Source organism: Bradyrhizobium sp. RDI18, from assembly GCF_043203335.1.
Taxonomy (GTDB): Bacteria; Pseudomonadota; Alphaproteobacteria; order Rhizobiales; family Xanthobacteraceae; genus Bradyrhizobium; species Bradyrhizobium retamae.
This window is the reverse complement of sequence record NZ_JBICRN010000006.1, coordinates 887,694-911,489: the sequence shown is the minus strand read 5'-3', so window position 1 is coordinate 911,489 and position 23,796 is coordinate 887,694. Positions and strand designations below refer to the sequence as shown.

The 23,796-nt window shown below is 61.3% G+C and carries 21 protein-coding genes and 3 pseudogenes; 8 read left to right on the top strand and 16 right to left on the bottom strand.

Translation table 11 applies throughout. The features are described from left to right. The first annotated feature begins 90 nt into the window (after positions 1 to 90). The gene (locus ACFXS9_RS05415) at positions 91 to 594 is read left to right on the top strand and encodes a hypothetical protein (protein WP_392685823.1); all 504 of its coding nucleotides are present in this window, start codon (positions 91 to 93) and stop codon (positions 592 to 594) included. Positions 595 to 694: 100 nt separating this feature from the next. Here ACFXS9_RS05415 and ACFXS9_RS05410 read toward each other — a convergent pair whose 3' ends face one another. The 4 genes and pseudogenes from ACFXS9_RS05410 to ACFXS9_RS05395 form a co-directional block, all read right to left on the bottom strand. Beyond that, positions 695 to 1,210: a D-glycero-alpha-D-manno-heptose-1,7-bisphosphate 7-phosphatase gene (locus ACFXS9_RS05410; RefSeq protein WP_392685820.1), complete on the bottom strand. Its 516-nt coding sequence runs from the start codon at positions 1,208 to 1,210 to the stop codon at positions 695 to 697. Positions 1,211 to 1,492: 282 nt separating this feature from the next. Continuing rightward, on the bottom strand, positions 1,493 to 1,663 hold the full coding sequence (locus tag ACFXS9_RS05405) for a hypothetical protein (RefSeq protein ID WP_392685818.1): 171 nt from the start codon (positions 1,661 to 1,663) through the stop codon (positions 1,493 to 1,495). Positions 1,664 to 1,701: 38 nt separating this feature from the next. Beyond that, positions 1,702 to 2,583 (bottom strand): NAD-dependent epimerase/dehydratase family protein, encoded by an 882-nt coding sequence (locus tag ACFXS9_RS05400; RefSeq protein ID WP_392685815.1) that lies wholly within the window; start codon positions 2,581 to 2,583, stop codon positions 1,702 to 1,704. Positions 2,584 to 2,954: 371 nt separating this feature from the next. Further along, positions 2,955 to 3,281: pseudogene (locus ACFXS9_RS05395) on the bottom strand (single-stranded DNA-binding protein); the annotation flags it as partial. A gap of 592 nt (positions 3,282 to 3,873) precedes the next feature. Here ACFXS9_RS05395 and ACFXS9_RS05390 point away from each other — a divergent pair. Both ACFXS9_RS05390 and ACFXS9_RS05385 read left to right on the top strand, forming a co-directional pair. Beyond that, positions 3,874 to 4,317, top strand: coding sequence for a hypothetical protein (locus ACFXS9_RS05390; protein ID WP_392685812.1), 444 nt, complete (start codon positions 3,874 to 3,876; stop codon positions 4,315 to 4,317). Then, positions 4,314 to 4,670, top strand: a complete 357-nt coding sequence (locus ACFXS9_RS05385; RefSeq protein ID WP_392685810.1) for a hypothetical protein — start codon at positions 4,314 to 4,316, stop codon at positions 4,668 to 4,670. The genes ACFXS9_RS05390 and ACFXS9_RS05385 overlap by 4 nt, the downstream gene beginning before the upstream one ends. 155 nt (positions 4,671 to 4,825) lie before the next feature. Here ACFXS9_RS05385 and ACFXS9_RS05380 read toward each other — a convergent pair whose 3' ends face one another. Beyond that, positions 4,826 to 6,052, bottom strand: a complete 1,227-nt coding sequence (locus ACFXS9_RS05380) for a phenylacetate--CoA ligase family protein (protein ID WP_392685807.1) — start codon at positions 6,050 to 6,052, stop codon at positions 4,826 to 4,828. Positions 6,053 to 6,141: 89 nt separating this feature from the next. Between ACFXS9_RS05380 and ACFXS9_RS05375 the strand changes: the two genes are divergently transcribed. Beyond that, complete coding sequence (locus tag ACFXS9_RS05375; RefSeq protein ID WP_392685804.1) at positions 6,142 to 7,302, top strand: AGE family epimerase/isomerase; 1,161 nt, start codon at positions 6,142 to 6,144, stop codon at positions 7,300 to 7,302. 14 nt (positions 7,303 to 7,316) lie between these two features. On the opposite strand, the gene ACFXS9_RS05370 is transcribed toward ACFXS9_RS05375, so the two are convergent. From ACFXS9_RS05370 to ACFXS9_RS05340, 7 genes and pseudogenes are all read right to left on the bottom strand, one after another. After that, positions 7,317 to 8,159: an ABC transporter ATP-binding protein gene (locus ACFXS9_RS05370; protein WP_334411133.1), complete on the bottom strand. Its 843-nt coding sequence runs from the start codon at positions 8,157 to 8,159 to the stop codon at positions 7,317 to 7,319. Positions 8,160 to 8,347: 188 nt separating this feature from the next. Then, positions 8,348 to 9,626, bottom strand: a pseudogene (locus ACFXS9_RS05365) (ABC transporter substrate-binding protein). Between the two features lie 58 nt (positions 9,627 to 9,684). Further along, positions 9,685 to 10,758, bottom strand: coding sequence for a branched-chain amino acid ABC transporter permease (locus tag ACFXS9_RS05360; protein ID WP_392685802.1), 1,074 nt, complete (start codon positions 10,756 to 10,758; stop codon positions 9,685 to 9,687). 103 nt (positions 10,759 to 10,861) lie between these two features. Next, a complete protein-coding gene (locus ACFXS9_RS05355; protein ID WP_392685799.1) occupies positions 10,862 to 11,755 on the bottom strand; it encodes a branched-chain amino acid ABC transporter permease in 894 nt (297 codons plus the stop codon). Then, entirely contained in the window at positions 11,752 to 11,907 is a 156-nt protein-coding gene (locus tag ACFXS9_RS05350) for a hypothetical protein (protein ID WP_392685796.1), read from the bottom strand. The genes ACFXS9_RS05355 and ACFXS9_RS05350 overlap by 4 nt, the downstream gene beginning before the upstream one ends. After that, positions 11,904 to 13,835 (bottom strand): long-chain fatty acid--CoA ligase, encoded by a 1,932-nt coding sequence (locus ACFXS9_RS05345; protein WP_392685793.1) that lies wholly within the window; start codon positions 13,833 to 13,835, stop codon positions 11,904 to 11,906. Before ACFXS9_RS05345 ends, ACFXS9_RS05350 begins: the two co-directional genes overlap by 4 nt. Then, positions 13,832 to 14,653 (bottom strand): ABC transporter ATP-binding protein, encoded by an 822-nt coding sequence (locus ACFXS9_RS05340; protein WP_392685792.1) that lies wholly within the window; start codon positions 14,651 to 14,653, stop codon positions 13,832 to 13,834. The genes ACFXS9_RS05345 and ACFXS9_RS05340 overlap by 4 nt, the downstream gene beginning before the upstream one ends. 301 nt (positions 14,654 to 14,954) lie before the next feature. Here ACFXS9_RS05340 and ACFXS9_RS05335 point away from each other — a divergent pair, with 301 nt between their 5' ends. The 3 genes from ACFXS9_RS05335 to ACFXS9_RS05325 all read left to right on the top strand — a co-directional run bounded on the left by ACFXS9_RS05335 (position 14,955) and on the right by ACFXS9_RS05325 (position 17,744). Continuing rightward, positions 14,955 to 15,629 (top strand): Crp/Fnr family transcriptional regulator, encoded by a 675-nt coding sequence (locus ACFXS9_RS05335; RefSeq protein ID WP_392685789.1) that lies wholly within the window; start codon positions 14,955 to 14,957, stop codon positions 15,627 to 15,629. Positions 15,630 to 15,721: 92 nt separating this feature from the next. Beyond that, on the top strand, positions 15,722 to 16,807 hold the full coding sequence (gene gmd, locus ACFXS9_RS05330) for a GDP-mannose 4,6-dehydratase (RefSeq protein WP_392685786.1): 1,086 nt from the start codon (positions 15,722 to 15,724) through the stop codon (positions 16,805 to 16,807). Beyond that, positions 16,788 to 17,744 carry a GDP-L-fucose synthase family protein gene (locus ACFXS9_RS05325; RefSeq protein ID WP_392685783.1) on the top strand — a complete coding sequence of 319 codons (957 nt, stop codon included), beginning with the start codon at positions 16,788 to 16,790 and terminating at the stop codon, positions 17,742 to 17,744. The genes gmd and ACFXS9_RS05325 overlap by 20 nt, the downstream gene beginning before the upstream one ends. Before the next feature lie 65 nt (positions 17,745 to 17,809). Here ACFXS9_RS05325 and ACFXS9_RS05320 read toward each other — a convergent pair whose 3' ends face one another. From ACFXS9_RS05320 to galE, 3 genes are all read right to left on the bottom strand, one after another. Beyond that, positions 17,810 to 18,511 carry a fumarylacetoacetate hydrolase family protein gene (locus tag ACFXS9_RS05320; protein ID WP_392685781.1) on the bottom strand — a complete coding sequence of 234 codons (702 nt, stop codon included), beginning with the start codon at positions 18,509 to 18,511 and terminating at the stop codon, positions 17,810 to 17,812. A 98-nt stretch (positions 18,512 to 18,609) separates the two neighbouring features. Next, positions 18,610 to 20,430, bottom strand: coding sequence for an ABC transporter ATP-binding protein (locus tag ACFXS9_RS05315; protein ID WP_392685778.1), 1,821 nt, complete (start codon positions 20,428 to 20,430; stop codon positions 18,610 to 18,612). Between the two features lie 104 nt (positions 20,431 to 20,534). After that, complete coding sequence (gene galE, locus ACFXS9_RS05310) at positions 20,535 to 21,548, bottom strand: UDP-glucose 4-epimerase GalE (protein WP_392685775.1); 1,014 nt, start codon at positions 21,546 to 21,548, stop codon at positions 20,535 to 20,537. Between the two features lie 128 nt (positions 21,549 to 21,676). On the opposite strand from galE, the pseudogene ACFXS9_RS05305 reads away from it, so the two are divergent. Beyond that, positions 21,677 to 22,722: pseudogene (locus ACFXS9_RS05305) on the top strand (glycosyltransferase family 4 protein). On the opposite strand, the gene waaF reads toward ACFXS9_RS05305, so the two are convergent. Then, complete coding sequence (gene waaF / locus ACFXS9_RS05300; protein WP_392685772.1) at positions 22,704 to 23,768, bottom strand: lipopolysaccharide heptosyltransferase II; 1,065 nt, start codon at positions 23,766 to 23,768, stop codon at positions 22,704 to 22,706. The pseudogene ACFXS9_RS05305 and the gene waaF sit on opposite strands and share 19 nt — an antisense overlap. Between the last annotated feature and the right edge of the window lie 28 nt (positions 23,769 to 23,796).

Below are 23,796 nucleotides of genomic sequence, written 5' to 3'. Positions count from 1 at the left end.
CAATCGCATGAACGCTTATTAGGGTTCCCGTCCTGCCGAGCACGGCTTTTGCCAACATGAACCATTGTCCCATTTGTTGCCATTGTCCCAATGACCGTTCCACACAAAGTCATAAAGTCAGCCTGCGCTGTCGCCGCAGTTTGCGCCTATTTTGCTGCAGCACATTGGCTGCAGCTTACCTACGCGCCAGATCCAAACTTTGCTTTTGGCCCTGATGTTCCTGGTGAGAAGATCCGGCTCGTGCCGCCATTTGCGCGGTTCGAAGGCTCGAAATTCGCAGTAGCAAAGGAGAGATATAAGTTGTTCGACGAGTTGGCCGACTCCAACGATGACAATGGCCGCTCCACAATCGAACTTTACGAGAACGGTACACGCCTTGGACCGGCACACAGCGACCACCTGGATATCGCAAGCTCAGGTTATGGTCGTTTTTCTCATTGGAGGAAGAATGGCACGACCATATATTGGTCTTCAAGTGACAACACTGATCCCGCAACGAATGGCAGAGCCTATTGGGTGGTCAAACCCGCAAAATCTGAAAAGCCGCACCCGAATCGTGCGCCAGGTACCGCGGAAGCCGATGCTTCTCAGTGAATTTAACAATGTAGACGATGCACGTCCACCGCTCGGATATTTTGATTAGTGTTAGCGCCGCATCCATCAACCTGACACTAAGAATCGGTGTTTAGGTATCCTAAGCCTTATTCAAGTCCCAAAGGACTGATCTCAAGAAATGCTGAAGGTTGTCGCCCGGAAACAAATATCCCTTTATCCCAGCGGCCCGTGCTGCTTCCAGATCCGTGGGTTTGTCGCCTATAAGAATGCTTCGACCGACATCCACTGGAAAGCGCTCCAATAGATCGATGATCATGCCTGGAGCAGGCTTGCGCCGATGGCTTACTCGACGATACCGTTCTATCACCGCTTCAGGGTGATAAGGGCAGTATTCGAATGCATCTATGTGAGCTCCAATGTTGGCCAAATCGTCTATCATCGCCTTGTGTAATGCTTCAACGTGAGTTTCCTCATAGAAGCCTCTGGCCACACCCGATTGGTTCGTAACGACGAATACAAAGTATCCAGCATCATTGGCAGCCCTTACCGCTTCGCGTGCGCCATCTATCCACTTCAGCTTAGTGACTTCGTAAACGTAACCGCTGTCTTCGTTCAACACACCGTCCCGGTCGAAGAAAACTGCTGGTCTCTTCATTTCAATGCCTTGGACCGCCGAGTGCTATCAAGCTGAGAACCTTCTGGATTGCAATTCTAGCTGAACAACAGAACATCATAGGGCCGGATGGAGGCGACTGATCAGGGATTCGATCGCCAAATCAATCTGAGGCTGCGTATGCTAAATTTTGTTGATGAGCGCTTCAGAAGGCGCGCCTCTCACTCGCACCCTCGGGTGCGCTCGATCCTTCCATCCGTATCGCCTATATAGGGGCGTTCTGCTGCGCAGCAGTTGTTGCGAGATTGATGAGTGTTCTAAGCATCAACAATTTTGCTTTTCCGCGATGAAGATCCGCAGATCGCCACTGAAGCGATGAAGCAGCCCATCTGGGTTGTGCAGGATGTACGCATGATCATTAGCTGCCAGAAATATCCAGACAGAACCAAACCGCGATGAATGTTCGAGGATGCCGCCTTGCTGTATCTTGTCCAAAATACGAAGCCTTTTGTTCTCGCCACGGCGCAAATCGCTCAGGACGGCTGCCAGCCGATCGCAAGCAGTTTTGTTGGAGGAGCTACCAGAGGCCGGCCGATCCGTTCCCAAATCGCGCGCTTGCCTGTGATGCTGAGGGACGCCTTAATCCAGCTTTCGGGTACTCGAATAAGCCCGGGCGATCTGCCGAGGCCAGCGCGGTGGCGCGCTATCAGTTCTGCGATCGTGACCGGTGTGGGATCCGACACAATGAAAGTTTGTCCTCGCGCGTGGGGATTGCGCAATGCCGTCTCGACGGCCGAGCACAAGTTCTGGATCGACAGCACGGATCGCTGCGCGGTCAACGCTCCGAATGGAAGCGGAATTGGCACGCGCGAAAGCCGGTGGACGGTCGCGAAGTTCCCCTTCTCGCCTTGGCCGTAAATCACGACCGGCCGCAAGATTGTGAATGAAATGCCTGCTGCGCGAATGGCTTTTTCGGCGGCAAGTTTTGATCGTCCATACGCATTATTGGGCATTGGAAAATCATCCTCGGTCAGCTCGTGACCCGCATAAGAGCCGGACTGGGCGGCGATCGAGGAAATGAAAACCAGATGCTTTATGCCGCTGCGTGATATCGCCTGCGCGAGCGCCGAAGTCGCGCGATGATTGACCCGGTCGCAAATGTCGTCGCCAGCGTACTTATGAGCGATGCCCGCAAGGTGAACCACCGCTTCGCATTGATTCAGAAGGGGTTGCCAGTCGAACAAGCTCGAGAGATCCGGAAGCGAAACGGCGGCGATGTTCGGATTATTGAAAGTGAATGCTGCCTTCGATGCGGCAATCACTGTGTATCCCTGCATGGCCAGGTAGGGAACGAGGTGGCGCCCAACGAACCCGTCGGAACCGGTCACGAGCACCCTGGGTTTCTCGTCAGCCACTGTTCGAGTTGGACGCAAATGTGCGGAATTCGGGCGCAGCAGATTCGTGAGCAGGTATGGCGCGCAACGTTGTCAGCCGCGGGGCATTCACTTGCCGCTGAACTTCTAGCTGCATGTAACCTGCAAATACGGGCTTTGGGTTTGAAGCGATTGATCCATTGAACTTCCAATATAGCCAGACGAATTTCCGGGGGCAACCGATGGTTTGGCATCCAAAGCTGGAACCAACTCTGGCTTGGTGGGCGCTGGCCCCGGACGGGAAAATGTGGATCTCGGTCCGCATTGGCCGAGCCCTAAAGACGGACTGAAAGCGATACTGCCATGCTGCGAGCGAAATCCGGCCGAAAAGTTGGATAAACCACTCTATGACATCAGCCGCCTCGCTCCGCCCCCGTCGATCCCTGGATCGCGATCTCGCTCGCCTCCCACAGTTGCTTGGCAATAAGCAATGGTACTATCTGCGTGTTCGCCCACCACGCTCGTTCGTTGCCGTGTCGATGTAAATCGCGGTGATGCGTACGGCAGAGTGGCACAGTAAATTCATCGCTAACCTTGCGGCCTAACGCTTTCGCTTGAGCGAATTTCAGGTGGTGAGGATCTGAAGGAACCTGCTTGCAAATTAGACAGGGTTGGCCCCGCACAAACGAGAGGTGCGCTTTGCTTCGCTTGCGGACAGGCTCCTTGGAAAATGCAAGACCGTTACAGTGTCCGCTAGCTTCCTTTGCGTCTTCAGGCACGAGTTTCTCAAGTTCCGCTTTGGTGATCTTGTGATCCTGGTGCGCCGCGCGTGTTTGCAAGTAGGTAGCAGCGAGCTCTGCCCGCGAGTTCGATGGCGACATGTCCACAACCTTTACGGCTTCGAGCCGTGGCCGTGGCGTTTCAGTCCCGAAAAGCGATTGGGACTCGCCCGTCTGCACACGTCGCCAGAACTTTTTCTCTGCCGCCAAAAAGGGAGGTGCTGGTAGAGCGGATCGGCATGGACCTTAATCTCTACCCATTTGCCGCCTGCGGTTATAATCGAAATACCTTAGTGGAAAGTCAGTCTCGCTGCAAAAAAGTCTGTGGAAAGCGCCTGGCATTAGTGGTCCAAGCCGTTAGGCAAACAACTTTCGCATAGCTTGTGTTCTCAAGGAGGCAAATCATATCGCGTCCTTGGCCGGCGTATAACTCGGACTTCCTCATGGAAGTCGCGTTACCATTCGTCGGTGTAAATCACGAAGTGTAGCAAGTCCGTTGAGCAACAGGGCTCTTCGCAGCTCTTTCTCAGAGGGACACTTTGTGGAGTTAGGAATGATGATGAGCGATGAGAAAAAGCTTGGACGTCCGAAGCGATATAGAAAGCCGAATGCGCTGAAGCACGGTGGCTTCTCACGTATGGAGCTGTTCCCGTGGGAGAACCCAGCAGAATTTGAACGCCTCCATCGTGATCTGATCGAGCAATACCAGCCGCGAGGACCGCTTCAAGAAGACTGCATTCAGACAATCGCTTCCTTCATCTGGCGCAAACGACGAATTCGAGACAAGAGGCGTTTCGATACTCAAGCGGCCCTCGATCGTGCTGAAAATGCGGTCGTGTGGGGTCATCCGCTACCGCTCATGGACACCGATGAGGATATAACGTTGCATCGGCTGACAAATATGAACCGCAGCCGCGCGCGCGCGACGATTACCAGCAGCTCATGGCCTTCAGTTGTTCTCTTTACCGCGATCGAACCAGTTCGATGCTGTCCATGAGAATTGACTTCCTGCCGGGCGAGTTCAGAGATCACCTCAAAGAAAAGGTTCCGGAGGATAACTACGAAACCACTTCGCAGTGGATCGTCGCGCTGAAGAGGGAAGTAGATGGTGTGCTTTTGCCAATGGTGCGGAAGCGTCAGCCGAAATCGGATTACTACGCCGAGACGGCCGCTAACTTCCTCACCAACGAACGATTGATGGCCGATTTAGATATTGAAGAACGTTTCGATGCAGGCATCGACCGGGCACTAAAACGTCTGTTCAGCCTGAAAGCGGCCGAACAGCTCGATAGACCTCGGGTCGTTGAATCGAAGCCGCCTCCGCGTTTACAGCAGACGGTGTCCACGTAGGAACAGTAAGCTGGAGGTGTTGGAATACCATGGAACCTACGTCATGACGGTTGAAGAAAGCGGCGATGCAAGATATGCGAGCAAACTCACAAAATGAAGTATGTAAGTTATTGAAACATAAGGAGATATTGTCCAGCCGCCTCTTGATAAGTCGCTCAGGTGCGCTCGTCGGCGATCACCTTGCCGTCATTCGGCAGCGAGCCCGCCGCCACCAGTTCGACATTGCCGCCAAGCTTCGTCACCGCGCGCAGCGTTGCCGCGAGTTCGCTCTGTAGCGCCTCGCCGGGCGAAGCCGTCTCCGCCTTCAGCGTCATCAAATCGCTTTCGCCGGATCGCGTGACGACGAGGCGTAACCGTCCGAGTTCGGGATGGCGCTTGCCGATCTCGGCGATCTGCTCGGGGCGGACGAACATGCCCTTGACCTTGGTGGTTTGATCGGCGCGACCCATCCAGCCCTTGATGCGCATGTTGGTGCGTCCGCATGGGCTTGTTCCCGGCAGCGCCGCGGTAAGGTCGCCGAGCGCGAGCCGGATCCAGGGATGCTGCGGATCGAGCGAGGTGACGACGATCTCGCCGACGTCGCCGGGCGCCACCGGATCGCCGGTGCCGGGACGCACGATCTCCATGATCAGGTCCTCGTTGACGACCATGCCCTCGCGCGCCGGCGTCTCGAACGCGACCATGCCGAGGTCGGCGGTGCCGAACGCCTGATAGGCGTCGATGCCGCGCGCCTTGACTTCGTCCTGCAGTGATTTCGGAAACGCCGCCCCGGAGACCAACGCGCGCTTGATCGAGGAGACATCACGCCCGGCATGCGCGGCGGCGTCGAGCAGGATCTTGAGGAAATCAGGCGTGCCGCTATAGCCGACCGGGCGATAGGCTTCGATCAGTTCAAACTGCTGCTCGGTATTGCCGGGGCCGGCCGGAATCACTGCGCAGCCCAGCGCTCGCGCCGAAGCATCGAAAATGAAGCCGCCCGGCGTCAGATGGTAACTGAAGGTGTTGAGCACGACGTCGCCGGGCCGAAAGCCCGCCGCAAACAGCGCCCGCGCGCCACGCCATGGGTCGGCGTGAACGGGCTCGGGCTCGAAGATCGGTCCCGGCGAGGTAAACAGCCGTCCGAACGACCCAAGCGGCCCCGCCACAAATCCGCCGAAGGGCGGCGCGGCCTTGTGCAGGGCAGGGAGTTCCGATTTGCGCAGCACCGGCAACTCAGCAAGCGCGGCGCGGCTGGTCACGGCGACGGGATCGATGCCTTTCAGGCGCACGGCATAGGCCGGCGCGGCGAGCGCCCTGCGCAGGACGTCCGGAAGCTTTGAAAACAGCTCCGCCTCGCGTAGGCCCGGCTCGCGCGTTTCAAGGGCGTCGTAGTGGTCGGTCATGGCTGATGCCTCAGGTGAGGGCCGATTGCGTGCCGCCTCTGACGTGCTATCAGACGGCTTCTACCGGTGTTGATGTTCCAGGGAACGCAATGGCTGAAAGAGATACCGCAGCGGCGGCAGACACGCCGGATTCGGCCGATATCGTCGCCAAGCTGAAGCTTCGCATGGTCGATCGTTGCCTGCCGCTGTGGTCGACCGAGGGGTGGGACGATAGAGCGGGCGGCTTTGTCGATCGGCTCGATCTGGACGGCCGTGCAGACCGCCTGGCGCCGCGCCGGGTTTTCGTGCAGGCGCGCCAGATCTATTGTTACGCCAAGGCGGCGCAAATGGGCTGGTATCCGCAGGGGCGCGCGATCGCGCTGAAGGGGCTGGAGCACCTGCTGGCGAAGGCGAAAGCCCCCGACGGCAAGCCCGGCTTTGTGCACACGCTGCAGCCTGATGGCGCGGTGCTGGACCCGCTGCGGGATTCCTACGATCACGCCTTTATCCTGCTGGCCCTTGCGACCGTCTATGGACTCGATCGCGATGCGCAGATCCGCGCCGAGATCGACGGGCTGTGCCACTTCATCGAGACGCAGCTTCGTTCGCCGCACGGCGGGGTTCACGAAGGATTGCCGGTATCGATGCCGCGGCGGCAGAACCCGCAGATGCATCTGTTCGAAGCGATGATCGCGGCGTTCGACGCGACACATGACCTCGTGTTCCAGAACAGGGCCGGAAATTTCTTCAGCCTGTTTCTGGCCAACCTCTACGACAAGCAGCGGCAGGTGCTTGGCGAATATTTCGAGGAAGACTGGTCGAAGATCGAGCCGGTCAGCATCGAGCCCGGACATCAGGCGGAATGGGCGTGGCTGCTGAAAGGCTTTGAGCGCATCACCGGCTGTCCGACCGGGCGCTATCGCGGCGAATTGCTGGCAACAGCGCTGCGTTATCGCGACGAGGCGACCGGCTGCCTGGTCGACGAGGGTGACGCCCGCGGCAACATCAGGCGGCATACGCGCCGGCTGTGGCCGCAGACGGAATTCGCCAAGGCGTGGATCGCGCAGGCCGAAGCGGGCGAGGCAGGCGCGGCCGATGAAGCGCGCGCGGCGCTGGCGCGGCTCGAACGCCACTATCTCAGCCATCCCGTCACGGGCGGCTGGTATGACCAATTCGACCGCGACGGCAACTCCCTGGTCGCCACCATTCCTGCGTCTTCGTTCTATCATGTTCTCAGCGCGGTAGCGGAAGCGGAGCAGGTGCTCAGCTAAGCGTGGGGCGGCGCTCACAGCCACCGCTTCCGCCGCTTGAAACTCTTCAGGTTCTTGAAACTCTTGCGCTGGTCGCCGGCGCCGCCGAGATAGAACTCCTTGACGTCCTCGTTGTCGCGCAATTCGTCAGCGGTGCCGTCGAGCACCACCTTGCCCTGTTCCATGATGTAGCCGTGGCTCGCGACCGACAGCGCCGCGCGCGCGTTCTGCTCCACCAGCAGGATGGTGACGCCGAGGTCGCGGTTGATCGCTTTGATGATCCCAAACACTTCCTTGACCAGGAGCGGGGACAGGCCCATCGACGGCTCGTCCATCAGGATCATCTTGGGGCGCGCCATCAGCGCGCGGCCAATCGCCAGCATCTGCTGCTCGCCGCCGGAGAGATAGCCGGCGAGCCCGGTACGCTCCTTGAGCCGCGGGAAATATCTGAACACCATGTCGATGTCGGCGGCGATCTCGTTGTCGGTGCGCGTGAACGCGCCGAGCTTCAGATTTTCGATCGAGGTCATGTCCGCGATGATGCGGCGGCCTTCCATCACCTGGAAGATGCCGCGGCGGACGATCTTGTCAGGATCGATGCCGTTGATGCGCTCGCCATCGAAGACGATTTCGCCGCGGATCACTTCGCCGTCCTCGGTCTTGAGCAGGCCCGAGATCGCCTTCAGCGTCGTCGACTTGCCGGCGCCGTTGGCGCCGAGCAGCGCCACGATCGCGCCCTTCGGCACTTCAAGGCTCAAGCCGCGCAGCACCAGGATGACCTTGTCATAGACCACCTCGATGTTGTGGACGCTGAGCAGCGGGCCGGCGGCTTGCGCGGCCGTCTTCGCAGGACGATTGAGTTCGGTTGCTTCAGTCATTTTTCCGATCCTGGCGTTGTTAGTGGAGCGGGTCGTCCGCTCCACCCACCGCCGTCATCACCCGCGTATGCGGGTGATCCAGTATTCCAGAGGCGCCTGCGATCAATCGAGAAGCCGCGGCGTACTGGATCCCCGCTTTCGCGAGGATGACAGTTGAGTGTTGAGGCGACTACAGGCGCCTCCCGTTCTCACCAACCCAGCCACTCGGGCTTGCGCGGCAGGTCGATCGTCTTCACCTTCTCCATCTTGATGCCGCCGTTTTTGACGAGCTCGTTGAGGGGGCGTCGGTCGCGCCTGCGACCTTCATGCGATACAGATCGACCTTGAGCGTGCCGCGGTGATCTTTCTCGGTGAAGGTCGAAGGGTTGCAGATGCCTTCGCCGCCGGCGGGCACCCAATCCTTCTTCTGGTAGAAGCCCTTCTTGACGTTCTCGCCGGTGGCGCCGCCGTTCTTGGCAGCCCATTCGACGGCTTCCTTCATGTAGAGCGCGGTGCAGACGCCGGCGAGGTAATGCACGGGACGGTAGGCGGTACCGGCCGCGTCCGACATCTTGGAGATTTCCGTGAACGTCTTCATGCCGGGTGCGTTGCCGCCCCAGGCGATCGCGGTGCGCAGCGGAAACACCACACCATCGGCGGCAGCACCGGCGGCCTTGGCGGCGTTCTCATCCATGCCCCAGACGTTACCGAGGAACTGCACGTCGACGCCGGCTGCCTTGCAGGCGTTGAGCACGGAGATGTTGGAGCCCGCGGTATTGCCGAGATAGGCGTAGTTGGCGCCCGAGCTCTTCAGCGTCAGGCACTGCGCGCTGTAGTCGCCGGGCGTCAATGCGAACACGATCGGCGGCAGCACTTCGAACCCGAGGTCGGTGGCAATCGCTTCACCTGCCGCCTTCGGCGCGTTCGGATAGGGGTGGTTGGCGCCCATGTGGACGTATTTCGGCTTGCCGGGCTTGCCCTTGGCTTTCCAGTCCTCGGCGGCCCAGGTCAGCATGCCGCGAAGTGCGTCCGAATAGCTCGGTCCATAGAAGAAGTTGTAGGGCGCCGGCTTGGCCTTCCGCCGGCGCCGGTCGGATCGGAGAGTGCTGCGGCATAGGATGCCGAGATATCCGGGATCTTGTCCTGGGCCAGGAATCCCGTCAGCGCCTCGGTATCAGCAGTGCCCCAGCCGAGAATGGCGGCGACTTTGTCGGCGCCCGACCATTTCTTGTACTGAGCGATGGCGCGCGGCACCTGATAGCCGTAATCGACGGTATCGAGGTTGACCTTGGCGCCGTTGATGCCGCCGCTCTTGTTGATCCATGCATAGGTGTCGGCGACACCCTGTCCGAACGGCGTTCCGACGTCCGAAGTTGGTCCTGAATAGTCGGTGAGATGCCCCAGCGCGACCGGCGCCTGGGCCGATGCAGCGGTAGAACCCAACAGCAAAGCAAGCGAGGCTGTGCTCAACAGAGTCTTCATCGTCATGGACATAGTCCTCCCGGTTACTTCTCGAGGTCTTCTCGTTGTTCGTCCCGTTCCGACCTCAATGCGAGAACGGGTAGAGTTTCCAGTATGCCTTGATCTGCCGCCATCGATGCGCAAGTCCATCCGGCTCGAACACCAGAAAGATGATGATGATCAGGCCGATGGCCATCTCGCGCAAGAAAGCGATATTGTTCTTTAGTCCCAGAAATTGATCGATCGGGCTGTCGCGGAGCGCGACGCTGAGCCATTCCATCGATTCCGGCAGCAGCACCATGAAGGCGGTGCCCATCAGCGTGCCCATGATCGAACCGAGCCCGCCGATGATGATCATGGCGAGGAAGATGATCGAGCGATCGATGCCAAAGCCTTCGTTGGAGACCACCTGATTGTAATGCGCATAGAGCGCGCCGCCGACGCCGGCAAAGAAGGCGGCGAGGCCGAACGACAGCGTCCGGTATTTGGTCAGGTTGATGCCCATGATCTCGGCGGACAGATAATGGTCGCGCACGGCGACCAGCGCGCGTCCGTCGCGCGAACGGATCAGGTTGGTGACCAGGAGATAGCAGACGACGACATAGGCCAGCACGACGTAGAAATATTGCTTATCGCCGCGCAGCATGTATCCGAAGATCGAGAACGGTTCGGCGCTGGCGGGAACGCTGCCGCCGGTGAACCATTCGGCGCGGGCAAAGAAGTCGAGCAGGATGTACTGCGCCGCCAGCGTCGCGATCGCGAGATAAAGCCCTTTCAGTCGCGCCGCGGGCAGGCCGAAGACCAGACCGACCGCGGCGGTCACGACGCCGGCGAGCGGAATGCAGAAGAAGACGGGAATGCCGAACCGGTTCGAGAGATAGGCCGAGGTAAAGGCGCCGAAGCCGAAGAAGGCAGCATGACCGATCGAGATCTGGCCGGTGAAGCCGACGACGATGTTCAGCCCAAGTGCTGCGATGCCGAAGATGCCGATCTGGATCAGCAGGCTGAGGATGTATTCGTTGACGACGTGTGGGGCAAAGCAAATCAGCGCGATGCCGACGATCATGGCGTTGCGGCTGGTCGTGGTCGGAAACACGGTGGTATCCGCCGCATAGCTGGTGCGGAAATCGCCGGCGGGAATGAGGGTCTGGCCTGCCATAGGCTCTACCGTCCGTGCCGATTGATAGGTGTCACTGGCCCGCCTCTTTTTGTTTGGGCATGATCGTTACCGAAAACCGGTTTCCACTTTTCGGCGATCATGCCTACACCCGCTCGATGTCTTTGGTGCCGAACAGGCCGTACGGCTTGATCATGAGGATGATGATGAGCGCATAGAACGGCGCGATCTCGTAGAGATTGCCCCAGTGCAGATATTCGCTGTCGAGAAAGTGCGCGACGTTTTCCAACAGGCCGATGATGATGCCGCCAAGCACGGCGCCGCCAACGCTGTCGAGACCACCGAGGATCGCGGCCGGAAACACCTTGACGCCATAGGCGGAGAGGCCTGCCGAGACGCCGTTGACGACGGCCACCACTACGCCTGCGACGGCTGAGACGGTCGCCGAGATCGCCCAGGCCATCGCGAATACGCTTTTGACGGAAATACCGAGCGACTGCGCCACCTGCTGGTTGAACGCCGTGGCGCGCATCGCCAAGCCATATTTGGAGAGGCGGAAGAACCACGCCATGCCGACCATCATCGCCACCGAGACCGCTAGGCTCATCAGATAGACGGTCTGCACCTGAAGTCCGAGGATGTTGACGTTCTGGGTCTGAAAGATGCGCGGGAACGGCTGCAGATTGACGCCGAACATCCACTTCATCAGCGCGGCGAACACCGTCGATAGCGCGATCGTCACCATGATTACGGAAATGATCGGCTCGCCGATCATGGGGCGCAGGATGACGATCTGGATCGCGATGCCGAACAGGAACATGAACACCAGCGTGATCGGCATGCCCAGGTAGAACGGCACCTGATATTTGGTCAGTAGCCACCAGCACACCCAGGCGCCCACCAGCAGCAGCTCGCCCTGCGCAAAGTTCACCACCTGCGTCGCCTTGTAGATCAGCACAAACGACATCGCGACCACGCCGTAGAGCGTGCCGACCACGAGGCCGTTGACGAGGAGCTGGATCAGGAGCTGGGTGTTCATGCGAAGTCACCAGACGTGCAAGCTGTCATCGCCGGGCTTGACCCGGCGATCCATCGCCTGAAGAAGCACTTTTTCCGAAGAGGATGGATGCGCGGGTCAGGCCCGCGCATGACGATCAGTTTTACGGCGCCAGCGGCAAACATCAGCTTCATTCCGCGGCCTCCGCCATCGGCGCAGGCCCGCCGAGATCGACGACCCGCAGCGTGGTGCGGATGCGCTGGGTGGTGCCGTCCTGGAAGCGGATCACGGTATCGACCGGAATGTCGCTCTTGCCGGCGTAGATCGCGTCGATGATATCGGCGTATTTTTCGTTGATGACGCTGCGGCGGACCTTGCGGGTACGGGTCAACTCGCCGTCGTCAGCGTCGAGCTCCTTGTAGAGCAACAGGAAGCGGGAAATACGCTGCGCCGGCGGCAGCGTGGCGTTGACGCCCTCCACTTCCTTGCGCAACAGCGCATAGACCTCGGGGCGCGAGGAGAGGTCGGTATAGGTCGTGAACGAGATGCGGTTCTTCTCCGCCCATTTCGAGATGATCGAATAACGAATACAGATCATCGCCGCCAGCGCATCGCGGCCGGCGCCGAGCACCACCGTCTCGGCGATGTAGGGCGAGAATTTCAGCTTGTTTTCCAGATATTGCGGAGAGAAGCGCTCGCCGCGCGCCGTCTCGGCGAGATCCTTGATGCGGTCGATGACGACGAGCTGGCCCTGATCGTTGAAGTAGCCGGCGTCACCGGAATGCATCCAGCCGTCCTTGATGTCGGCGGCCGAGGCTTCCGGATTCTTGTAATAGCCCAAGAACATGTTGGGGTGGCGGACGACGATTTCGCCGACGCCGTTGACATCAGGGTTATCGACGCGGATCTCGATATCGTCGGCCATCGGCACGCCGGTCGTATCCGGATCGACCTTGCCGGCCGGATGCAGCGTGTAGGCGCCCAGCAATTCGGTCTGACCATAGAGCGTGCGCAGCGGCACGCCCATCGCCTGGAAGAACTTGAAAGTGTCGGGGCCGAGTGCGGCGCCGCCGGTTGCAGCCGAGCGCAGCCGCGTGAAGCCCAGGCGGTCGCGCAGCGCGCGGAACAGGAGCTGATCGGCAAACATCGAATGCTTGCCCTGCGCCAGCGCCGAAAGGCCCGTCTTCATTCCGATGTCGAACAGCTTTTGTTTCAACGGCGAAGAGTCCATCACGTTGGCGCGGACATCGGCGGCAATCGATTCCCAGAGCCGCGGCGCGAACAGCACGAAAGTCGGCGCGATCTCGCGGAAATCGTGCATCATGGTCTCGGGCTCTTCGACGAAGTTGACCTTCATCCGGCACAGCAGCCCTTTGCCGAGCGCGTAGACCTGCTCCATGATCCAGGGCAGCGGCAGTACCGAGACGTATTCATCGTCCGGTCCCTTCGGATCGAAGGCCAAATATGTCGCGCAATGTTTGAGGACGCGGCCAGCCGCCAGCATCGCCAGCTTGGGATTGGCCGTGGTGCCTGAGGTGGTGCAGAGGATTGCGACGTCCTCGCCGCGCGTCGCATCCACTAACCGATCGTAGAGCCCGGGCTCGCGCGCGGCGCGGTCGCGTCCCATCGTGGCCAGCTTCTCGGCTTCCATCAGGCGCGGATCGTCGTATTTCCGCATGCCGCGTGGATCGGAATAGACGATGTGCTTGAGGTTGGGGGCGCGATCGGCCAGCGCCAGCAGCTTGTCGACCTGCTCCTCGTCCTCGGCGAACACCAGCTTGGCCTCGCCGTAGCTGAGCAGATAGGCCGCTTCTTCGTCCAGCACGTCGCGATAAAGACCGAGGCTCATGGCGCCGATAGCATGGGTTGCGATTTCGGCGGCCACCCAGTCCGGGCGATTGTCGCCGATGATACCGATGACGTCGCCGCGCCCAAGACCCAGTTCGACCAAGCCGAGCGCGAAATCATGGGCGCGGGTGTGGTAATCGCTCCAGGTGAAGATGCGCCACAGCCCGAGATCCTTTTCGCGCAGCGCAATCTCGCCGCCGTGCTCCCTCGCGTTGAGGCGCAGCAGCTTTGGAAAGGTATCGGCTAGGGCGGCGCGCCCGGCGTAATCCATCATGCCACGCTCTCCCGAGGCGCCGGCGTGTCGTCGGGGTCGACGAGGACCTCATCCTCTTCGCCGAGATAGGCGCGTTTCACATGCGGATCAGCGAGGACGGAGGCGGGATCGCCTTCGGCGATCTTGCGGCCGAAATCCAGCACCATGACTCGGTGGGAGATATCCATGACCACGCCCATATCATGCTCGATCATCATCACGGTCATGCCGAACTCCTCGTTGAGGTCGACGATGTAGCGCGCCATGTCCTCCTTTTCCTCGAAGTTCATGCCGGCCATCGGCTCGTCGAGCAGGATCAGTTGCGGCTCCAGCGCCATCGCTCGGGCCAGCTCGACGCGCTTGCGCAGGCCGTAGGGCAGGGTGCCGGCGGTCGCCTTGCGCACCGACTGCAGGTCAAGGAAATCGATGATCTCCTCCACCTTGCGGCGGTGCTCCAGTTCCTCTCGCCGCGCGCCGGTCAGCCAGTAAAGCGAGCCGGTGATAAAATTGTTCTTCAAGAGGTGATGCCGCCCGACCATGATGTTGTCGAGCACGCTCATGTGGTGAAACAGCGCCAGGTTCTGGAAAGTGCGGCCGATGCCGAGCTGTGGCCGCGCGTTCGGATTGAGGCCGGTGATATCCTTGCCGCGGTAGAATAGCCGGCCTTCGGTCGGCTTGTAGCGGCCGGAAATGCAATTGACGATGGAGGTCTTGCCGGCACCGTTCGGGCCGATGACCGAGAACAATTCGCCCTCGTTCACGCCGAACGAGACCTCGGTCAGCGCACGGACGCCACCGAAGCGCAGCGACACGCCGCGCACTTCCAACGTATGAGCCACTCATTCCCTCCAGATGAGGCGCTTGCCGCGCTCTTTATCTATCGTTCGCAACTGAACCCGCAATCTTACATCCGCAGTGACCTTCCGGCCATCCGACTAACGATGCCGATCACGGCCGGCCTCACGCGTGGTAATGCCGCACCCCAACCGGTAGCGCCATGGACACGCCCGCCGAGGTGGCCCTCCTTAGGGCAATGCGATAGTTTGAAATGTCTTTTGCCTGACAATTCGTCGGGAAATTTTGCCAGGCAACACTTCTGTTGCAGCGCAACAAGTATAGGGCGCGACGGTCGATGCGATCATGATTGCTGCGGATAACCTCAAGCGCATCGCGGCCTGGTCGCGCGAACTGAACGAGCGGGAAATCGAGATCGCCCGTGCCGGCATCGTCGAGAAATCCTATCGCGCCAACGAGCATATCTTCATGCGCGGCGATCCCTTCGACTACTGGACCGGCATCGTCACGGGTCTTGCCCGGATGAGCACCGTGTCGAGCGGGGGCAAGGCCGCGACCTTCGCAGGCCTCACGGCCGGTGCATGGTTCGGCGAAGGCTCGGTGCTGAAGGGCGAGCCGCGCCGTTACGACGTGGTGGCATTGCGCGACACCAGGCTGGCGCTGATGGATCGCAGCACCTTCTTCTGGCTGTTCGAGAACAGCGTCGCGTTCAACCGCTTTCTGGTCCGGCAGCTCAACGAGCGGCTCGGCCAGTTCATCGGAGCGGTGGAACATGGCCGCACGCTCGATGCAACCAGCCGCGTCGCGCGTTCCATCGCCTCGCTGTTCAACCCGATTCTCTATCCGGACATGACGCGCCACCTGGAGATCACGCAGGAGGAAATCGGAGCGCTCTCCGGTATTTCGCGGCAAAACGCCAACCAGTGCCTGAAGCGGCTCGAGAAGGAGGGCTTGCTGCGGCTCGAATATGGCGGCGTCACCATCATCGAACTCGAACGCTTGCGCCACCATGGCGACTAGCTGCCTAAGAGGCTGATTTCAAACGACTTTGGCGATAGACTTGGCACAGGTCGAATGCTATGGCCTGCGCGACGAGCGGGTTTGGAGAAGATATGGCGGCTCAGGATTTAAAGCGGCGCGTGGCGCTGATCACCGGCGTCACCGGCCAGGACGGCGCTTACTTGGCCGAATATCTGCTTGGCCTCGGCTATGAGGTCCACGGCATCAAGCGGCGCTCGTCCTCGTTCAACACCGCGCGGATCGATCACCTGTACCAGGATCCGCATTCCCGCAAGATTCCGTTCCTGCTGCATTACGGCGACATGACCGACTCGACCAACCTGATCCGGCTGATGCAGCAGATTAGGCCGACCGAAATCTACAACCTCGCCGCCCAGAGCCATGTCGGCGTCAGCTTCGAAAGCCCGGAATATACCGCCAACGCCGACGCCATCGGCGTGCTGCGGCTGCTGGAGGCGATCCGCATCCTCGGCATGGAGAAGGAGACGCGGTTCTATCAGGCCTCGACGTCGGAGCTCTACGGCCTGGCCCAGGAGGTGCCGCAGAAGGAGACCACGCCGTTCTACCCGCGCTCGCCCTACGGCGTCGCCAAGCTGTACGGCTACTGGATCACGGTGAACTACCGCGAGGCCTACGGCATGTTTGCCAGTAACGGCATCCTGTTCAACCACGAGAGCCCGATCCGCGGCGAGACGTTTGTCACCCGCAAAATCACCCGCAGCATCGCCCGCATCGAGGTTGGCCTGGACGAGGCGCTCTATCTCGGCAACCTCGAAGCCAAGCGCGACTGGGGCCATGCGCGGGACTATATCGAGGGGATGCACCTGATCCTGCAGGCGGACGCGCCCGACGATTTTGTGCTGGCGACCGGCGAGACCCGCTCGGTGCGCGAATTCGTCGAACTGGCGTTTGCTGAAGTTGGCCGCCGCATCGAGTGGCGCGGCCAGGGCGTCGACGAGACCGGCGTCGACGCCAAATCCGGCAAAACCGTGGTCCGCATCGATCCGGTCTATTTCCGACCGACCGAAGTCGATCTTCTGGTCGGCGATGCCAGCAAGGCGCGCGAGAAACTCGGCTGGAAGCCCAAGACGTCGTTCGCCCAGATGGTCAAGGAAATGGTCGCGAACGATCTCGACGAAGCGCGGCGGGAGGTCGCCAATGGCAAGCCTGCCGTTTGAACTGAAGGGCAAGACGGTCTACGTCGCCGGCCACCGCGGCATGGTCGGCGCCGCGCTGGTGCGCCGGCTGGCTGCGGAACACGTCGAACTGCTGACGGCAACTCGCAGCGAAGTCGATCTGCGCGATCAGGCCGCGGTCAATGCGTGGTTTGCCGCCAGGCGTCCGCAGGTGGTATTTCTGGCGGCCGCCAAGGTCGGCGGCATCGTCGCCAACAACACGCTGCGCGCCGAATTCCTCTACGACAATCTGGCGATTGCTTCGAACGTGATCCATGCGGCGCATGTCCACGGCGCCGAGAAGCTGATGTTCCTGGGCTCCTCCTGCATCTATCCCAAGCTGGCGCCGCAGCCTTTGCGAGAGGACAGCATGCTGACGGGCCCGCTGGAGCCGACCAACGAGCCCTATGCGATTGCCAAGATCGCCGGGATCAAGATGGTGGAGGCCTATCGGAGCCAGTACGGCGCCGACTTCATCAATGTGATGCCGACCAACCTGTACGGCCGCGGCGACAATTATCATCCCGAATACAGCCACGTCGTCGCCGCCCTGATCCGCCGCTTTCACGAAGCCAAGGTTGCCAGCGCCGACAAAGTCGTGGTTTGGGGCACCGGCACGCCACGGCGCGAATTCCTCTATGTCGACGACCTTGCGGATGCCTGCATCCACTTGATGAAGGCCTATTCGGATAGCGAACTGGTCAATATCGGCACTGGCGATGACATCACGATCGCCGATTTCGCCCGCGTGGTCGCGGCGACCGTCGGCTACAGCGGCGAGATCGGTTTTGATGCCTCGCGCCCGGACGGTACCCCGCGAAAATTGCTCGACGTCAGCCGGCTGGCCAAACTCGGCTGGCGTGCCAGCACGAAGCTCGAGGACGGCATCCGGCTCGCCTACCAGGCTTATCTCAGCGAGCACGCAGTGGCGCAGAAATAGGCCTTCCTGCAATAAAAAAGCCCCGGATGTATCCGGGGCTTCTTGCTGTCGAAAGTACCGTCGGCCTATTCCGGCTTGCCGATACTCACCTTCAGCGTGCCGACGCCGTCGACGCCGCACTCGATCTTGTCGCCGGGATTGAGCTGCGAGACTCCGGCCGGCGTGCCGGTCATGATGATGTCGCCGGCGGCGAGTTTCACCTGCTGCGAGAGCTGCCAGATGATTTCGGGCACGCTCCAGATCAGTTCGGTGAGGTCGCCCTTCTGCGTTTCCTTGCCGTTGACCGTCAGCCAGATCTTGCCCTTGGCAGGATGGCCGATCTTGGATGCGGGCTGGATAACGGAGCAGGGCGCGGAATAGTCGAAGGACTTTCCGACTTCCCACGGCCGCTCCTTCTTGCGCGAGGCGATCTGCAGGTCGCGGCGGGTGAGGTCGATACCGACGGCGTAACCGTAGACATGATCGAGCGCCTTGTTGGCCGGGATGTTGAGGCCGCCGCTCTTCATCGCGACGATCAGTTCGACTTCGTGATGCAGGTCCTTGGTCAGCGGCGGATAGGGAATCGTGGCGCCGTCGGGCACCAGCATGTCGGCGTGCTTGGCGAAGAAGAACGGCGGCGCGCGCTCGTCATTGCCCATCTCGCGGATGTGCTCGAGATAGTTGCGCCCGACGCACCAGATGCGGCGAACCGGATAGGAGCCGGTCTCGCCGACGACGGGAAGCGTGGGCTGCGGGGCTGCTGATATGACGTAGGAGGCTGCGGTCATGAAAAGGGTCTCGGGTTACAGTGGAATTCCGGAGTTTTCTAGTTGGGCATGATCTTTCGGAAAACCGGTGCCCACTTTTCCGGATCATGCTCTAGCTTTTACGCGGTTGCGCTGACCGGCGCCAGACTGGGCGGACCGGCTTCGCGCTGCTGCAGGCGGAAGAAGGAAGCATAACGCCCGCCGCGGCGCAGCAAATCGTCATGCTGGCCGCGTTCGACGATCTCGCCGGCCTCGACGACCAGGATGGCATCAGCATGCATGATGGTGTGCAGGCGGTGGGCGATCACGATGGTGGTGCGGTTCCGGCAAAGATGCTCGATCGCCTCCTGCACGGCTTTCTCGGATTCGGAATCGAGCGCCGCGGTCGCCTCATCGAGCAGGATGATCGGCGCGTTCTTGATCAGCGCCCGGGCCACTGCGATGCGTTGGCGCTGGCCGCCGGATAGCTGCGTGCCGTGCTCGCCGACCGGCGTATCGTAGCCGAGTGGAAAGCCCATGATGAAATCGTGCGCGCAGGCCGCCTTCGCAGCCGCCACGATCTCGTCCTGGCTGGCGCCTTCCTTGCCGAAGGCGATGTTGGCGCCGATCGTGTCGCGGAACAGGTAGACGTCCTGCCCGACATAGGCGGTCTGCCGCCGCAGCGATTGCCGCGACACGCTGGAAATGTTCTGGCCATCGACCAGGATTTCGCCTCGGTTCACCTCGTAGAGCCGCAGCAGCAGCGCGAGCACCGTAGACTTGCCGCCGCCGGAGGGGCCGACCAGCGCGGTGGTCTTGCCGGGCTCAGCGACGAAGCTCATGCGATTGAGGACCGGCTCGTCTGGCCGGTAGCCGAAGGTCACGTCGCGGAACTCGACCCGCGCGTCAGTGAGTTTCAGCGTCGGCTTGTCGCTGTCGTCAGGTTCGCTTGGTGGGCTATCGACGATTTCGAGCAGCTTGCGCGCGCCGATCAGGTTGCTGTTGAGCTCGATGTTGAGCCGCGCCAGCCGCTTGGCCGGCTCATAGGCCAATAGGAACGCGGTCAGGAATGAAAAGAACTGGCCGGGCGAAGCGCCCATCGCGACCACGCGATAGCCGCCATACATCAGGCCGCCCGCGATCGCGAAGCCGCCGAGGGTTTCCATCAATGGGCTGGAGCGGTTGGAAACGCGCGCCATCTTGTTGGCGTTGCGCTCGACCGCGGCGATGCTGGCGTCGATCCGTTCGCGCATCGCCTGTTCGAGCGTAAAGGCTTTCACGGTGCGGATGCCCTGCAGCGATTCCTGCATCGTCTCCATGATGTCGGCAGTGCCGGAGAACTGGTTGTGTGCAAGACCCTTGATGCGCTTCACCAGCTTGCGCAGCACGATCATCGCCGGCGGCGCCACCGCAAACCCGAGCAGCGCCATCAGGGGATCGGTCATCACCATGACGACGACGAGCGCGATCAGCGACAGCAGATCGCGGCCGATGGCGTTGATCAGGAGATTGAGCACCTGCGTCACCGCGGTGGCGCCAGCAGTGAGCCGCGCCAGGAATTCCGATGAATGCCGCTCGGAGAAGAACGCGATGTTTTCGCTCATCAGCTTGGCAAACAGCCGGCGCTGGTTATTTGCGAGGATCGCATTGCCGATCTGCGACAGGATTACGGTGTGTCCGTAGGTCGCCGCACCCTTGATCGTAAAGATGACGACGGTGACCAGCGACAAGAGCGCAATCCCGCGCACATCCTTGTCGACATAGGCCTTGTTGATGACCTCGCCGAGCAGGTAGGCGGAACCCGCGGTTGTCACCGCCGCTAGTCCCATCAGCGAAAAGGCGAGCAGATAGCGCCGCCAATAGGCGAGCCCCTGTTCAGCGACGAGGCGCCGAATCAGGATCGCCGCACCATATGGGTCGTCGGTGATTTTCTTCGGGGTTTCTGTAGGAAGTTCGGTCATCCGCGTTCCATTGACGGCGCCTGGATAGCCCGGCGCGTCAGGGCTGCTGCGATGCCTCCTTGCCTGCTTAGAGGGGCTTTTTCAAGCCAAATAAGCGCTTGATTTCAGGCCGATTCCGCACGCTGCGGAAGGCCGCCGCGTTCGCTGAACAGCCTCTTTTCCCAGGTCAGCGCGTGGCCGGCAATGGTTTCGAGATTGTCGTATTGCGGCGTCCATTCCAGCATCGAACGAATGCGGCTGGTATCGGCAACCATGGTCACGATGTCGCCGGGGCGGCGCGGCGCGTATTGAACCGCGAAATTGCGCATCGAGACGCGGCGGACGGCCTCGATGGTTTCCAGCACCGAGTAGCCGCGGCCGTAGCCGCAGTTCAGCGTGATCGAGCTTCCGCCGCCTCGCAGGTACGACAGCGCGGCTCGATGGGCCTCCGCGAGATCGCTGACATGGATGAAATCGCGGATGCAGCTTCCGTCCGGCGTCGGGTAGTCGGTTCCGTACACGTCGACCTTGGCGCGCTGTCCGGTGGCGGCTTCGACCGCAATCTTGAGCAGATGCGTCGCGCCGACGGTCGAGAGGCCGCAGCGGCCGTTCGGATCGGCGCCGGCGACGTTGAAGTAGCGCAGCACGACATACTTCATGTCGTGTGCACTGACGACGTCATGCAGCATGATTTCGGTCATCAGCTTGGATGAGCCGTAAGGCGACATCGGCCGCGTCGGCGCATGTTCCGGCACCGGCACCTGGTCCGGATTGCCGTAGACGGCAGCCGTCGACGAAAAGATGAAGCGGCTGACACCACCCTTCACGGCTGAATTCAAGAGGCTGCGGGTCGTCATGGTGTTGTTGCGGTAATAGCCGAGCGGATCGCGCATCGAATCCGGCACCACAACAGAGCCTGCGAAATGAATGATGCTCTCGACACGGTGTTGGGCGATCACGCCCTCGACGAGGTTTTCGTCGCCGGCGTCGCCGATGAACAGCGGCACGGGGCGGGGCAAAAGTGAGGAAAATCCGGTGGACAGGTTGTCGATCACGACGACGCTTTCGCCGGCATCCACCAGCGCATGAACCGTATGACTTCCGATATAACCGGCGCCACCGGTGACGAGCACGGTCATGGGTCACCTCTCCCGATTTATTTGGAAGGCAATGCTAGGAGCTCGCGGTGAAGAGGGGGTTTCGGCGCCGGTGAACTGGCCACTATGCTTAATGTTGCGTATAGGAACTGGCCGAAACGGAGCCGGACGTGCCGATCGAGAACAATTTGGCCAGTGATCTGCAGCTCATCGTGCCGAATCTGCACAGGCGCTATTCGGGCGTCACGGCGACCAACCGGATGGTGGCGCCGAAGCTCGCGCAGATGTACCGCGCAGCATGGCTCGGGCCGCACGCGCCCGACGGCATCGCGCGGATGGGTTTTGCGGATCTGTTGAAACTCTGGCGGCATCGCCACTCCCTGATCTGGCACGCGCGACGCAATGACGAGATGATTGTCGGCGTCGTGCTGCGTGCGCTGGGCTGGCCGCTGAAACTGGTCTTCACCTCGGCGGCGCAGCGGCATCACACCTGGCTGACGCGTTGGCTGATCCGGCAGATGGATGCCGTGATCGCGACCTCCGAACTGTCGGCGTCGTTTCTCAAACGCGAGGCGACGGTCGTGATGCATGGCGTCGACACCAACGCCTACGCGCCGCCGGTCGACCGCGCCGCGGCCTTTGCCGAGGCGAAACTGCCGGGACATTACGCGATCGGCTGCTTTGGCCGCGTGCGCGCGCAAAGGGCACGGATGTGTTCGTCGAGGCGATGTGCCGGTTGCTGCCGCGCTATCCCGATTTCACCGCCGTCATCGTCGGCGCGGTCGTGCCGGAGCAGCAGGGTTTTGCCGACGGCTTGAAACGGCAGATCGAGGCGGCCGGGCTGCAATCGCGCATTGTCATCACCGGCGAGCTCGAAATCGAGGAAGTGCAGCGCTGGTATCAGCGGCTGACGATCTACGCCTTCACCTCGCGCAACGAAGGCTTTGGCCTGACGCTGATCGAGGCGATGGCGGCAGGTGCGGCGCTGGTGGCGGCGCGGGCAGGCGCAGCGGAGTTCGTGGTCGAGGACGGCGTGACCGGCGTGCTGACGCCGCCGGGCGATACTGAGGCGCTGGTCGCGGCGCTTGAGCCTTTGATGCGCGATCCGGCCTCGGCACATGCGACGGGCGAGCGGGCGCGTGCGCGCGTGCTGGAAAAGTTCAGTCTTGAGGCGGAAGCGAATGCGATCGCCGCAGTCTATCGCACGCTCGATTGAGCCATCACGCGCTGCGCGATGTCGGCCACCTCGGCCGCCGCAATGTCACGCATGCAGCGGTGGTCGTTCATGGTGCAGACCGTGCGCTGGCAGGGCTGGCAGGACAGCTTCGATTTGGTCTGCAGCACCGTGGCGGCAAGGCCGTTCAGCGGCGCCCAGAGATAGGGGCTGGTGGGGCCGAAAATGCCCATGGTCGGCGTGCCGATCGCGGCCGCGATGTGCATCAGGCCGGAGTCGTTCGAGATCGCCACGCTCGCCGCCGCCATCGCCAGGATGCCGTTGCGCAGGTCAGTCCCGGTGAGGTCGCGGGCCTTGCCGCCGGTGGCGGAGACGATTTCCTGCGCCAGTGTCTTTTCACCGGGACCGCCGACAACCCAGACGTCGAGGCCGCGCTCGATCAGGAGCCGCGCAGCTTCCGGATAATAGGTCCATCGTTTTGAGGCGCCGACGGAGCCCGGGCCGAGCGCCACGGCGGGACCGGTGCCGAGCCCGCCTGCCTGCCGCCAGTGGGCGGTTTCCTCCGGCGGAACCACGAGCTGCGGCACCGGCCATTCCGGCGGCAGCGGCGTGCTGTTGGGCAGCGCCAGCGCGGCATTCTTGTCGATGAAGCGGGGCAGGGCCTTTTCGCCCCAACGCATCCGGTTGATCAGCCCGAATCGCGCCTCGCCGAAAAAGCCGACGCGCTCGGGGATCCCGGCCAGCGCGGGCGCGATCGCCGCCTTCCAGGTGCGGGGCAGGACAAGGGCGGTTCCATAACCGCGGGCGCGCAGTTCGGCGGCGAGGCCCCGCTGCTTGGCCAGCGCAAGCCTGCTGCGCGGCAGGTTCCAGACGACGCCCGCCCGGACGCCGGGCATATAGTCGACCAGCGGTGCGCAAAGGGGGGTCACCAAGAGGTCGACCGGGCGGTTCGGCCAGCGCTGCTTCAATACCCGCACCACCGTATGGCCGCGGACGAAGTCGCCAATCCACATATAGGGCACGATCAGGATAGGCCTGGTGTCGGCACTATCTTCCATTTCGATCCCATTTAGTGAATTTAAATTCATATCTTGGCTGTTTCGCCGCTAACCAACT